Genomic DNA, 12,008 nt, shown 5'->3' with positions numbered 1-12,008 from the left:
GATGAAAAACGATGGCACAAATTATTAAAATACAGGATTGCATCTCAAGATATGAGCAAGACCCTTATCACTACACCAATCAATTCATCCGTTTAAAAAAACAGCGCTGGCAGACGCTGGAGGATATTTCGAAAGCAAAACAAGCGGGCCGTTTTCCGGCAGTCGAAGAAGCCGCTATAGAGGAGCCTGGCGGCGGGAGAAAGAAAAAATTTTCATTAAAAAGAAAAAAAGAAGTATCCGATATTAATAGTGGAAAAGAAGCCGATGATCAATGGTTTAACGGTTTGGAAGCTGTAACGGACAGACATTTTATGGCGAGAATACCCGCAGATAAAAAAGAGCTTGCTTCATTTTTTAAAGAATATCTCTATCAATTCCAATTAAAATGGGCAAGCTCGACGATTTCGGACATCTCCAGCCTTTCCCGGGAAATAAATAATGATAAAATTCTGCAAATTTTGGCGCAGCAGCTTCCAGATTCCTATTTTCTGATGTACAGGCCTGTCTTACAAGTGAATCAGGCGGATGTCGAATTAAGCATCATCATTTTCACGCCGCTTGAAATTTATTGCGCGGCTTTTCTCGAAGGAGACAAGGAAAGCACCTATCTCGGTTCCAAGCACCGTTTTTGGAAGGAAAAAACCGTAAGAGGAAGGGAAACATCTGTTTTAAATCCGTTGACAGAGCTATTCAGAACCGGTTCGGTCCTTTCCGGACTATTAAAGGGGTCAGGTGTTGAACTGCCCGTGCGCAAAGCCATCATCAGCAGGACGTCGTATATCGATTATCCAGAACCTCCGTATGGAATCGAAATATATGACCGCAGACAATGGAGCGAATGGCTGGCGAGACAGCAAAAAAACACCGCCCCGATTAAAAGCAGACAGCTGAAAGCGGCCAGCCTTTTGTTATCTTACGGTGTATCGAACGCAAAACGCAGAAAAGAATGGCTTGATTAACCGTCAGATCGTTATCCCGGCTTTTTCATACTATAAAATGGAGAAATGAATCATGAGTGAATGGTATATCATCATTAATCCGAAAGCAGGAAGATCGTCGGCTCTCAGAGTATGGAAGTCATTGCAAAAAGAACTGCAAAAAACAAATATTTCGTACCGGTCGTTCATGACTCAGCACCCGGGGCATGCCGAAGTGTTGGCAAGGCAGATATCGACGATCCAGGATGACAGGCTGAAGCGCCTGCTGATCATTGGCGGAGACGGCACAATCCATGAAGTCCTAAACGGGTTGATCAGCCTCCAGGACATTCAGCTCAGCGTCATTCCGGCAGGTTCTGCAAATGATTTTAAAAGGGGCTTCTCCATTAAAAAATCAGATGTCGTTAAGGGGCTCAAAAAAGCCGGGAAATCTCTGACCCGGACGTACGCGCTCGGCAGCTTTCAACCAAAAGACAGTGGAAGTGAGCTTTATTTTGCCAACCATCTCAGCATCGGGTTTGACGCCTGCATCGCGAAAAAAATATCAGAGCTGCCGAAATGGACGGGCATTCTTAAGCTGAATCATCTCATCCAGCCGTTTTTGTTTTTGGCCGTCGCTTTTACATTCAAACCGTTTGTCCTTTCATATGAAACCGAAGGAGAAAAGCATACGTTTAAAAAAATTTGGTTTGCGTCCGTTTCAAATCACCCATACTATGGCGGAGGCATGAAAATCGCGCCACACGCAAATCCCCGCGAGGAGCTGTTAGACGTGACGATCATTGAAGACCGCCCGATGCTGAAAAAGGCGGCGCTTTTATTTGCGATGTCTTTCGGCAAACATCTCGGAGCAGACGGGGTCACTTCGTTTAAAACGAAAGATATTTACCTTCATACAAATGAACGCGTTCTTTTCCAGACCGACGGGGAAGTCATTGGTTCAACGCCTGTTTTTGTCAAGACGGGAGAGGAACATCTCCGTTTAAAAGCATAAAGGAGAGACGGTGATCCGGTCCTGAAGAACAGCTGGGACGAGAAAAAACGGTTGTTCACCGGCCGGCTCCTATAGCCTTTGATTCCCGGGCAATCCCGTTTTAGAGTAAAATGAACGGATGACTAAACGGTTCAGACAAAATGGGTTGCCCTGTTCATTTTCCTTTCGAAAGGTTTTTTTACAGCAGATTTGAGACATGAGCGTTATCGGCTAAAATGCCATAAGTGCGTATCATCTGTACGAGCCGAAGGGATTTTCTAGTTTTGCTTGACGAAGTTTGGCGTCTAGCGCTAAAATTTAAAAAGACGGCTATTGTTTAGCACAAATGACTCTCAATAGCCGTCTTTTTATTTTAATATAGAGAGACGATCAATACAGGCATCTTGTTTTCTTAGATACGGGAGGCAAAATGCTTTTAAAATCTTTTAATGAAATGATGGGTTGAAAATCGATGAACTGGTTGGGACAATTACTAGGTAGCGAATGGGAGATTTCCCCCGCAGGAGGAGCTACAGGAGACGCATATTATGCAAAACATAATGGGCAGCAGCTTTTTTTGAAGCGGAACAGCTCTCCTTTTTTGGCTGTCCTGTCCGCGGAAGGAATTGTTCCTAAGCTCGTTTGGACAAAACGAATGGAAAATGGAGATGTGATTACGGCGCAGCACTGGCTGAGCGGCAGAGAGCTGAAGCCGAAGGACATGAACAGTCAGGCAGTGGCTGAAATGCTCCGGAAAATCCACACCTCCAAAGAGCTTTTAGATATGCTGAAACGATTAGGAAAACAGCCTTTTCAGCCAAGCTCTGTCATCACTCAATTAAAGCAATTTATCCAAGCCCGACAATATCCGATTCCGCAGCTGGATCAAGCGCTCTTTTACCTTGAACATCATCTTGGCGAGGTTCAATCAGGGGAAAAAGTCGTCTGCCACTGCGATGTCAATCATAATAATTGGCTTCTTACAGATCAGAATCAGCTTTATTTAATCGATTGGGATGGTCCGATGATTGCAGATCCTGCCATCGATCTCGGGCCTCTTCTTTACCATTACGTAGAGGAGCAGGAGTGGGAAAGCTGGTTTGAACGATACGGCGCCCCCTTAACGGACAACCTCAAGCAGCGAATGGCATGGTACGTATTGGCCGAGACGGCAATGACAATACTTAGGCAAAAGGCGAAACGAAATGATGAGGGCTTTAAGCAGGGGCTTGAACAGCTGCACACGCTGATGGAGCGCCTTGCCCGCCCTTTATGAAAAGGAATCAATTTCTTCCACCCATTGTGTGAGACGGTCCTGATGCGCCAATATGTGGTCGTTTATTGAAGAAGAAGCTCTCCCTCTTTGACTGTAGAGGTAAATGTCTTCAAGGACGCCTTTCAGATTTACATCGAGATTTGTGTTGGCCATCAGAGACTTGATGATCCGTTCCACCTGTTCGCATTCTGCGACGGTGCCTGAGCAGTCTGTTTGATGGTCAGAGAGAATGTCTTTTAATAGATCAATCTGATTTTCTTGATTTAATCCCATGGTAGTAGCACTTCCCTTCATTCGCATATATGGATTAAATTGTTCAGAAAGCTGGTTTTTATACATGAAGGACCAGGGGACGGCGCCCCGGTCCTTTTTCGTCTTTCTAAGAGGCCTTGCGGGGCGGCAAATTTCATGGTATGTTGTTAAACGATACAACAGATAGAGGTGTAAGGTACATGCGTATGCGTCACAAGCCTTGGGCGGATGATTACTTGGCTGAAAACTCTCATATTGTGATCAGCGATCCGTCCCAATATAAAGGGAAATGGCATTCCGTTTTTGGAAATGACAACCCGATTCATATCGAAGTAGGAACCGGAAAAGGCCAGTTTATTTCAGGAATGGCCCTGCAGCATCCGGATGTAAACTATATCGGCATTGAATTGTTCAAAAGCGTCATCGTCACGGCGGTTGATAAGGTAAAGCAGTCGGAGGCGCCGAATGTAAAGCTGCTGAACATCAATGCAGACATGCTTTCCGATGTATTTGCGGAAGGGGAAATCGAGCGGGTGTATTTGAATTTTTCCGACCCTTGGCCCAAAAAGCGCCATGAAAAACGCCGCCTGACCAATCATGCGTTTTTGCAAAAATATGAGCAGGTTTTGGGAGGCAAGGGGGCGATTCACTTTAAGACAGATAATCGCGGTTTATTTGAATATTCCCTGACAAGCTTTTCTGAATACGGACTCGTTTTGACGTTCGTCAGCCTTGATTTGCATCAGAGCGATTTTGAAGGAAACGTCATGACTGAATATGAAGAAAAATTCGCCGCCAAAGGCCAGCCGATCTACAGGGTTGAAGCCGAATGGAGGAATTAAAAAAACAGACAATCAAAAGGTCTGTTTTTTTTTCGTTTTTATGAAGCTGATGCCGCTTCATTTTTTTGCTACGATAAGGTGGGAGGGATCATAATGGAAACTTTACACATCGGAAGCATAAAGCTGACGTGGTTAAACGGCGGTGTGACGCATATGGACGGAGGCGCCATGTTTGGCGTTGTCCCAAAGCCGCTGTGGTCAAAAAAATATCATGTGAATGAAAAAAATCAGATTGAACTTAGAACAGACCCTATTCTTGTGCAAAAAGACGGAGTCAATCTGCTGATCGATTCAGGAATCGGGCGCGGCAAACTGACGGACAAACAAAAAAGAAACTACGGTGTTACGGAAGAATCCGCGCTTGATGAGTCTTTAAAAACGCTTGGGCTGACGACCGGCGATATTGACGGCGTCCTCATGACCCATCTTCATTTCGACCATGCGTGCGGTTTGACGCATGATGACGGGGATAAACTCGCATCCGTATTTCCCAATGCCGTCATCTATACGTCTTCCATAGAATGGGAGGAAATGAAGAACCCGAATATCCGCTCAAAAAATACATACTGGAAGGAGAATTGGGAACCTGTTCAGCAGCAAGTGAAAACATTTGAACAAAAGCTTGAGGTGTTGCCCGGTATTACAATGCACCACACAGGCGGCCACAGCGACGGTCACTCTGTGATCATGCTGGAAGATTCGGGTGAAACGGCTCTTCATATGGCTGATATCATGCCGACGCATGCCCACCGGAATCCATTATGGGTGCTCGCTTATGACGATTATCCGATGACATCGATTTCCGCCAAACAGCAATGGCAGGCAAAAGCGGCCGAAACAAATGCATGGTACATTTTTTATCATGATGCATGCTACAGGGCATTAAAATGGGATGAAAACGGCGATATTACGCTTTCAGTGAAAAGGGAAAGGAGGTAGCTTGCGCAAGCGGCCGGGCTTTTTCGTGAATGGTTTACCCGAATCTTATCCATGCTATAGGTATCAACACGTGAAAGGAAGACGACGGGTGAGCTACGAACATCTCAATGAACAAGTGATTGAAACCCATTTAAGAGGATTTGAGGTCCTATCAACCCCTTTGCTGAACAAAGGAGTGGCGTTTCCTTTGGAAGAAAGAAAAGCCCTCGGTTTAACCGGGCTTCTCCCGCCAAAAGTACTGACTCTGGAGGAGCAGGCAAAGCGGGCTTACAAGCAGTTTCTCTCACAGCCTGATGACTTAAGCAAAAATGTATATTTGACCGCTCTTCATGACCGAAATGAAGTACTTTTTTACAGGCTGCTGAATGATCATATGACAGAGATGCTGCCGATTGTCTATACGCCGACCGTTGGTACGGCGATCCAGCGGTACAGCCATGAATATAGAAAACCGCGCGGCTTGTTTTTGTCTGTCGATGATCCTGAAGGGATGAAAACGGCTTTTGAAAATTTGGCTGCGGAAAAAGACCAGATTGATTTGATCGTTGCTACTGATGCCGAGGGGATTCTCGGTATCGGAGACTGGGGAGTCGGAGGGATCGCCATCTCTATCGGGAAGCTTGCCGTGTACACGGCAGCAGCCGGAATCGATCCAAACAGAGTGCTTCCTGTCGTCATTGATGCGGGCACGAATCAGGAGCGGCTTCTGAATGATCCGCTTTATGTCGGAAACCAGCATTCGAGAATCAGGGGCGAACGCTATGATTCATTTATCGATCAGTACGTGGACATCGCGACAAAAACCTTCCCGGGTGTATTGCTGCACTGGGAGGATTTCGGAACGCAGAATGCCCGCCGGATTTTGAAAAAATATAAAGACAAGGTATGCACCTTTAATGATGATATACAAGGCACCGGAGCCGTAACGCTTGCCGCGGTGCTGGCGGCTGTGAAAATTTCAAAAATGCCGCTGAAAGAGCATAAAGTCGTCATATTTGGAGCGGGTACTGCCGGCATCGGCAACGCTGAACAAATCCGCGCCGCGCTGATCAAACAAGGGATATCGGAGGAAGAAGCGTACCGCCGTTTCTGGTGCGTCGACCGTAACGGTCTGCTGACGGACGATATGGCCGATTTGCAGGACATTCAAAAGCCGTATGCAAGGCCGGCTGATGAAGTGAAAGATTTTGCACGGAACGGGCCGGGAGAGTCGATTGATTTGGCAGAGGTTGTCAAGCAAGTTCAGCCTACGATTTTAATCGGTACCTCGACCGTTGCAGGCGCATTTACCGAAAAAATTGTCAAAGACATGGCGGCTCATGTCGAACGTCCGGCGATATTCCCAATGTCGAACCCTACGACATTATCAGAGGCAAAGCCGGAGGATTTAATCAAATGGACGGAAGGAAGAGCGCTCGTTGCCACAGGGAGTCCTTTTGAGCCGGTTTCCTATAATGGCACGGAATATGTGATCGGCCAGGCGAACAATGCGTTTGTCTTCCCGGGCCTCGGACTTGGAACACTCGTCTCAAAAGCGAGACTGATCACCGATAATATGTTTTTCGCAAGTGCTGAAGCGATTGCCAATATGGTTGACGTCGGCAAGCCGGGGGCAGCCCTGCTTCCTCAAGTTGAAGATTTGCGGACAGTGTCGGCGACCGTTGCGACCGCTGTCATTCAAGCAGCCGTCAAGGACGGGGTTGCCGAATCAGAGCCCGAAGACATCATCCAGGCGGTCCAGGATGCCATGTGGCACCCGGTTTATCGGCCGATCCGCGCTATATAAAAAAAGATGCGGCAGACATAAGCCGCATCTTTTTTCATTATGCCGCTGTGTCAATGACATCAACGATCATTCCGGTTTTTGCGTCAACCATGACTTCATATTGTTCAAGCTCTCCGAAAACCGACCGGGTGATCCCCGTTTTATAGACAGTGACGGTTTCGCCATTCACCGTATAAGGCTCTGGGACGGTATAGATCCAGGACCCGTCGATTGGTCCTCTCTGCTTAAAAGCCGATTTGACGATCCGCAGCGCTTTCTCTGATGAAATATAAGGCGTCATGACATACCGTTTGACAGCGACGGCTGCGGCGATGCCGATTCCGGCTCCGAGCAGTAAATGGCGCAATTTCATAATCTTTGGCACCTCCAAGGCTTCTTTTTTCCATTATACAGAACATGTCCTTTTCTGTTAAGGATTCGGTCTGCTGTGGAAACCTATTGCGCACTTATGTAAAATGTGATTGAGATACATATGAAAAGAGGGAAACAGATGAATCAGGAAACGAGAACGCTTTTTCAAACGCTGACCGAACTTCCAGGCGCCCCCGGCAATCAACATCTTGTCAGAGCTTTTATGAAAAAAGAACTTGCAAAATATGCCGACGAGGTCATACAAGACAGGCTTGGAAGCGTGTTTGGCGTGAGAAAGGGACGTGAAGGCAGCCCGAAAATCATGGTGGCCGGCCATATGGATGAAGTGGGATTTATGGTTACTTCCATCACCGACAATGGAATGCTCCGATTTCAAACGCTTGGTGGATGGTGGAGCCAGGTTCTTCTGGCCCAGCGTGTTGAAATTCATACGGAGAACGGACCGATTCCGGGCGTTATCGCCAGCACGCCGCCGCATCTTTTGACAGATGAACAGCGGAAGCGTCCGATGGACATCAAAAACATGATGATCGACATCGGTGCGGATGACCGCGAAGATGCCGAAAAAATCGGCGTCAGGCCGGGACAGCAGGTCGTACCGATCTGTCCGTTTACACCGATGGCGAATGAAAAGAAAATTATGGCGAAAGCGTGGGATAATCGCTATGGCTGCGGGCTGAGCATTGAATTGCTGAAAGAGCTGCACGGCACAGAGCTTCCGAATACGCTGTATTCCGGGGCGACCGTTCAGGAAGAAGTCGGCACAAGAGGCGCCCAGACGGCGGCAAACATGATTCAGCCCGATTTGTTTTTTGCGCTTGATGCCAGTCCGGCAAATGATGCAGGCGGAGACAAAAGCCAATTCGGTCAGCTCGGAAAAGGCGTCCTCTTGAGAATTTTTGACCGCACCATGGTGATGCACAGCGAAATGAGAAACTTTGTGCTGGATACAGCTGAATCGAATGACATTCCGTATCAATATTTTGTCTCGCCGGGCGGAACCGATGCGGGCCGCGTTCATATTTCAAACGAAGGAATCCCTTCAGCTGTGATCGGAATCTGTTCACGGTATATCCACACATCGGCCTCCATCATTCATGTTGACGATTACCTGGCCGCCAAAGAATTGATCATTAAATTGGTAAAAGCGTGCGACAGTTCCTTGGTGAAATCGATTATAGCAAATGACTGAACAAATCAGCGTGATTGAAAACCCTTGCAGTCTAGGAAGGCCGGGCATCGGAGCGGAGCGAATGTTGGAATTCGTGAGCACCGACGTGCAGGCCTGACAACGAATGCGGGGGTTTGTCGACACGCTGAAACCTGTGCACATGCACAGGTTTTTTTCTTAGCGGGTTATTCGCTTTCAAAGACGTATGACAGCGATTTAATCGCCTGGTTCACGGTTTCGACAGTGATATTGGCCTTGTTTGACAGCTCTTTCAGCGGATGATGCAGCGATTTCGGGCGGATAATGATCAGCGGTTTTCCCTTTGCAATGGCGTAAGAAGCATCCATGGCCGTGTTCCACTGCTTGTATTTTTCTCCGAAAAGGGCGATGACGATATCTGCTTTGTTCATCAAAACCTGGGTTCTGAAGTTGTTTACATCTGAGGCTGCATCATCTGTTGCGACCGGATCCGCCTGTTTGCCCAAAATTTCTTCTCCGATGTTGTCAGATCGTTCATGGTTTTCCATCGGTCCGACAAATGTGACAGGCAGTTTAAGGGATTTTGCTTTTTCTTTCACTTCTTCTCGCCAGTTACTATGTATTTCTCCGGCAAGATAAACGGTAAATTCCATGCGGATTCCTCCTTCCTTGTTTTGAGATTTGTGTACCTCATCGGATATTTTTACCCGTTCAGCTTCCATGTTAAACGACAATGGGTTGATAAAGCAAAAAAATTATGCTAATGATAGGAAGAAGGTTTCAAGCAGGCGTCATATCAGATTTTCCCCGCTGAAAAGGGGTATGATACATAAAAGAAAAGTCATCCTTGGTCAGCCCGGCGGCAAAAATCTGGCTATGCGGCCCGTTGTCTGGTATGATCCGAATGGATGATAAGAACATATAAACTGGAGGCGTTGATCATGAAAAAAATCGAATCAAATGAAGAACTTGCAAAAGCTGTAAATGATGATTTATCCCTGCTGATGTTTTCCGCCGACTGGTGCCCGGACTGCCGCTTTGTCGAACCGTTTTTGCCAGAGCTGGAAGCGAATTATCCCGAGTTTACATTCTACTATGTAGACCGCGACAAATTTATCGATACATGTGCTGAGTGGGATATTTTCGGGATTCCAAGTTTTCTCGTATTTAAAAGCGGAAAAGAAATCAGCCGTTTTGTCAGCAAAGACCGGAAAACGAAAGAGGAAATTGAACAATTTTTGACCGATTCTTTGAAAAAGTAGCAGAAAGGAAGTTCCCTCAATGAAAATGACGTCAAGGAAACTTTCCGATATCCTGAAAAAACGTTTGCAAAATGAAAGCTGGACCTTTTATTTTGACAGAGAAAAAGATACCTTGAGGATTGAAGACAAGGCCACTGAAAAAGGCATTACCCTCGAGCTTCCCGGAATCATCGCCAAATGGGAGCAAAAAAAAGACGAGGCTATTGACGAGGTCGTCTATTATACTGAAGAAGCGCTAAAGGCAATGAAGGGGCAGTCTCAAGAAATGGAAGGGCGGGAAAGCATGATTTATCCCGTTATCCGTTCGACGTCATTTCCTGAAAAGTCCAGTGCGGGAATTCCCCTGATTTTCGACGAGCATACAGCCGAGACGAGAATTTATTATGCTCTGGATCTCGGCAAATCCTACCGGCTGATCGACGAGAACATGCTTGAGAAAGAAGGGTGGACGAAGGAACGGATCAGGGAAACGTCCTCCTTCAATCTCCGTTCGCTCCGGACCGTTGTCAAGGAAGACGTTGTGGCTGATAACCGGTTTTATTTTTTCCGGGCAAACGACGGTTATGATGCCAGCCGTGTGTTAAACGAATCGATCCTTACGGAGTATGAAAAAAAAGCCCAAGGAGCCCTCGCGGTTTCTATCCCCCATCAGGATGTGCTGATCATTGCTGACATTCGCAACCAGGCAGGATATGATATTCTTGGGCAAATGTCGATGAGCTTTTTTGCAAACGGAACGGTACCGATCACGGCGCTTTCTTTTTTGTATGAGGAAGGAAAGCTTGAGCCGATTTTTATTCTGGCTCAAAACCGCCCAAAAAAGAAATGACAGAAAGGAATTTTTTGATGAACGCATTTTATAATTTAGAAGGAGTAGGCGATACGCTTCTCATCTCTCTCAACGATGTCCCGCGCGAGAATATTGATTTTGAACGTTTCGGCGATGTCGTGAAAATTTTCGATAAAGAAACAAAGGAAACATCAGGCTATAATATTTTTCATGCTTCATCTTATTTGAACGTGACGGAAAACGGACCGATCGCGCTTTCTGAAAGCTTTGTCCAGGATGTTAATGAAATTCTCGTCCGCAACGGATTGAAAGATCAGCTGACCGTTGATCTTTCTCCGAAATTTGTCGTCGGTTATATCGAAGAAAAAGAAAAGCACCCGAATGCCGACAAATTGAGCGTCTGCAAAGTCAATGTCGGTGACGAAACATTGCAAATCGTCTGCGGAGCCCCTAATGTTGATGCAGGGCAAAAAGTCGTCGTTGCCAAGGTCGGAGCCGTGATGCCAAGCGGCATGATCATCAAAGACGCCGAGCTTCGCGGAGTGGCGTCAAGCGGCATGATCTGCTCGGCAAAAGAATTGAACCTGCCGGACGCCCCTAAAGAAAAAGGGATCCTCGTCCTTGACGACAGCCGTGAAGCAGGAGAAGCCTTTACATTTTAGAACGGCATAAAATGAACCAAACTTTCGAATACATGTGAAAGAAGCCGCTGGGTCAAAAACTTGGCGGCTCTTTTATTCGGCGGACGGGATGGACCTTGTCCTTTTCTGGCGGATGAAGCAGTGGTATACTAAAAACCGTCCCCGAAAAATTTAAGGGAGTTAGAGAGTGATGATTCATGAGCTGGATTAATAAAATGTTCGGCCTGTTTTTAGGCGATGATGAACATAACGAAAAGAAAACGAAAAACATGTCAGAAGAGCCGCAATATGGGTCGTCTTTTGAAGAAAATGAAGAAATGCCGCAAATATCAGACGCAAAAGTCGTTTATGAATATCCAAAGGGAAAATTCCGCTTTCCGGTGATTCCTGATCAAAAGGTGCAGCAAAGGGAAAACAGCAGGGAACGCCAGCAAAGGAACCGCCAATCCTACAGCAATCCTTCAGTACGGCAGCGTCCTTCCGATTTTTCAAGAAAGGAAACCGAAAAACCGGCAAAAAGGCCGTTTAAACCGTCTGTCATTCCTTCGCCAGTTTACGGCTTCCACGAACAAAAAAGGGTCAAGCCAAATGATTTGCAGAAAAACAAAACAAGCAATAAACAAAAAGAACAGCGCGTGACGCTTTTCACAGAGGAAATTGAAAAGGAGCAGCGCTTTTTTGAAGAAAGACAGCCATTCCCGCTTCCAGAAGCCGAAGCTGTGAAAACGCCCGCAAAAATGACACAAAACAGCGATCAAATTCCTGTGCATGAAGCTGTACAAACGTT

At 46.5% G+C, this 12,008-nt stretch carries 13 protein-coding genes and 1 pseudogene; 11 read left to right on the top strand and 3 right to left on the bottom strand.

Annotation, left to right across the window (positions count from 1 at the left end; genetic code table 11):
• Positions 1–11 precede the first annotated feature (11 nt).
• From BTR1S_RS15275 to BTR1S_RS15265, 3 genes are all read left to right on the top strand, one after another.
• Positions 12–959, top strand: coding sequence for a hypothetical protein (locus BTR1S_RS15275; RefSeq protein WP_029419184.1), 948 nt, complete (start codon positions 12–14; stop codon positions 957–959).
• A 52-nt stretch (positions 960–1,011) separates the two neighbouring features.
• On the top strand, positions 1,012–1,932 hold the full coding sequence (locus tag BTR1S_RS15270; protein WP_029419183.1) for a YegS/Rv2252/BmrU family lipid kinase: 921 nt from the start codon (positions 1,012–1,014) through the stop codon (positions 1,930–1,932).
• Between the two features lie 451 nt (positions 1,933–2,383).
• Positions 2,384–3,187 (top strand): phosphotransferase family protein, encoded by an 804-nt coding sequence (locus BTR1S_RS15265; RefSeq protein ID WP_006636151.1) that lies wholly within the window; start codon positions 2,384–2,386, stop codon positions 3,185–3,187.
• Here the strand turns inward: BTR1S_RS15265 and BTR1S_RS15260 are convergent.
• Positions 3,182–3,460: a YtzH-like family protein gene (locus tag BTR1S_RS15260; RefSeq protein ID WP_006636152.1), complete on the bottom strand. Its 279-nt coding sequence runs from the start codon at positions 3,458–3,460 to the stop codon at positions 3,182–3,184. The genes BTR1S_RS15265 and BTR1S_RS15260 overlap by 6 nt on opposite strands.
• 179 nt (positions 3,461–3,639) lie before the next feature.
• Here BTR1S_RS15260 and trmB point away from each other — a divergent pair, with 179 nt between their 5' ends.
• From trmB to BTR1S_RS15245, 3 genes are all read left to right on the top strand, one after another.
• Positions 3,640–4,281, top strand: coding sequence for a tRNA (guanosine(46)-N7)-methyltransferase TrmB (gene trmB / locus BTR1S_RS15255; RefSeq protein ID WP_006636153.1), 642 nt, complete (start codon positions 3,640–3,642; stop codon positions 4,279–4,281).
• A gap of 93 nt (positions 4,282–4,374) precedes the next feature.
• On the top strand, positions 4,375–5,220 hold the full coding sequence (locus tag BTR1S_RS15250) for a YtnP family quorum-quenching lactonase (RefSeq protein WP_029419182.1): 846 nt from the start codon (positions 4,375–4,377) through the stop codon (positions 5,218–5,220).
• Between the two features lie 88 nt (positions 5,221–5,308).
• Positions 5,309–7,006 carry an NAD-dependent malic enzyme gene (locus BTR1S_RS15245; RefSeq protein WP_029419181.1) on the top strand — a complete coding sequence of 566 codons (1,698 nt, stop codon included), beginning with the start codon at positions 5,309–5,311 and terminating at the stop codon, positions 7,004–7,006.
• A 37-nt stretch (positions 7,007–7,043) separates the two neighbouring features.
• On the opposite strand, the gene BTR1S_RS15240 is transcribed toward BTR1S_RS15245, so the two are convergent.
• Positions 7,044–7,358, bottom strand: a complete 315-nt coding sequence (locus BTR1S_RS15240; protein ID WP_029419180.1) for a PepSY domain-containing protein — start codon at positions 7,356–7,358, stop codon at positions 7,044–7,046.
• A gap of 138 nt (positions 7,359–7,496) precedes the next feature.
• Between BTR1S_RS15240 and BTR1S_RS15235 the strand changes: the two genes are divergently transcribed.
• A complete protein-coding gene (locus BTR1S_RS15235) occupies positions 7,497–8,570 on the top strand; it encodes a M42 family metallopeptidase (protein WP_029419179.1) in 1,074 nt (357 codons plus the stop codon).
• Positions 8,571–8,734: 164 nt separating this feature from the next.
• Here BTR1S_RS15235 and BTR1S_RS15230 read toward each other — a convergent pair whose 3' ends face one another.
• On the bottom strand, positions 8,735–9,181 hold the full coding sequence (locus BTR1S_RS15230; protein WP_006636159.1) for a YtoQ family protein: 447 nt from the start codon (positions 9,179–9,181) through the stop codon (positions 8,735–8,737).
• Between the two features lie 288 nt (positions 9,182–9,469).
• Here BTR1S_RS15230 and BTR1S_RS15225 point away from each other — a divergent pair, with 288 nt between their 5' ends.
• The 4 genes and pseudogenes from BTR1S_RS15225 to BTR1S_RS15210 form a co-directional block, all read left to right on the top strand.
• Positions 9,470–9,790, top strand: a complete 321-nt coding sequence (locus BTR1S_RS15225; RefSeq protein WP_006636160.1) for a thioredoxin family protein — start codon at positions 9,470–9,472, stop codon at positions 9,788–9,790.
• A gap of 19 nt (positions 9,791–9,809) precedes the next feature.
• The gene (locus tag BTR1S_RS15220; RefSeq protein ID WP_029419178.1) at positions 9,810–10,619 is read left to right on the top strand and encodes a DUF1444 domain-containing protein; all 810 of its coding nucleotides are present in this window, start codon (positions 9,810–9,812) and stop codon (positions 10,617–10,619) included.
• A 17-nt stretch (positions 10,620–10,636) separates the two neighbouring features.
• Positions 10,637–11,242 carry a YtpR family tRNA-binding protein gene (gene ytpR, locus BTR1S_RS15215; RefSeq protein ID WP_029419177.1) on the top strand — a complete coding sequence of 202 codons (606 nt, stop codon included), beginning with the start codon at positions 10,637–10,639 and terminating at the stop codon, positions 11,240–11,242.
• Between the two features lie 176 nt (positions 11,243–11,418).
• Positions 11,419–12,008 (top strand): annotated as a pseudogene (locus tag BTR1S_RS15210) (hypothetical protein); the annotation flags it as partial.

This window comes from Bacillus sonorensis NBRC 101234 = KCTC 13918 (genome assembly GCF_001592005.1).
Lineage (GTDB): Bacteria > Bacillota > Bacilli > Bacillales > Bacillaceae > Bacillus > Bacillus sonorensis.
This window is presented reverse-complemented; position numbering and strand designations above follow the sequence as displayed.

Bases quoted from the DNA above. Each gene is read 5' to 3' on its own strand.
- BTR1S_RS15275 (WP_029419184.1), top strand. From the start codon at position 12: ATGGCACAAATTATTAAAATACAGGATTGCATCTCAAGATATGAGCAA.
- BTR1S_RS15270 (WP_029419183.1), top strand. From the start codon at position 1,012: ATGAGTGAATGGTATATCATCATTAATCCGAAAGCAGGAAGATCGTCG.
- BTR1S_RS15265 (WP_006636151.1), top strand. From the start codon at position 2,384: ATGAACTGGTTGGGACAATTACTAGGTAGCGAATGGGAGATTTCCCCC.
- BTR1S_RS15260 (WP_006636152.1), bottom strand. From the start codon at position 3,460: ATGGGATTAAATCAAGAAAATCAGATTGATCTATTAAAAGACATTCTC.
- trmB (WP_006636153.1), top strand. From the start codon at position 3,640: ATGCGTATGCGTCACAAGCCTTGGGCGGATGATTACTTGGCTGAAAAC.
- BTR1S_RS15250 (WP_029419182.1), top strand. From the start codon at position 4,375: ATGGAAACTTTACACATCGGAAGCATAAAGCTGACGTGGTTAAACGGC.
- BTR1S_RS15240 (WP_029419180.1), bottom strand. From the start codon at position 7,358: ATGAAATTGCGCCATTTACTGCTCGGAGCCGGAATCGGCATCGCCGCA.
- BTR1S_RS15235 (WP_029419179.1), top strand. From the start codon at position 7,497: ATGAATCAGGAAACGAGAACGCTTTTTCAAACGCTGACCGAACTTCCA.
- BTR1S_RS15230 (WP_006636159.1), bottom strand. From the start codon at position 9,181: ATGGAATTTACCGTTTATCTTGCCGGAGAAATACATAGTAACTGGCGA.
- BTR1S_RS15225 (WP_006636160.1), top strand. From the start codon at position 9,470: ATGAAAAAAATCGAATCAAATGAAGAACTTGCAAAAGCTGTAAATGAT.
- BTR1S_RS15220 (WP_029419178.1), top strand. From the start codon at position 9,810: ATGAAAATGACGTCAAGGAAACTTTCCGATATCCTGAAAAAACGTTTG.
- ytpR (WP_029419177.1), top strand. From the start codon at position 10,637: ATGAACGCATTTTATAATTTAGAAGGAGTAGGCGATACGCTTCTCATC.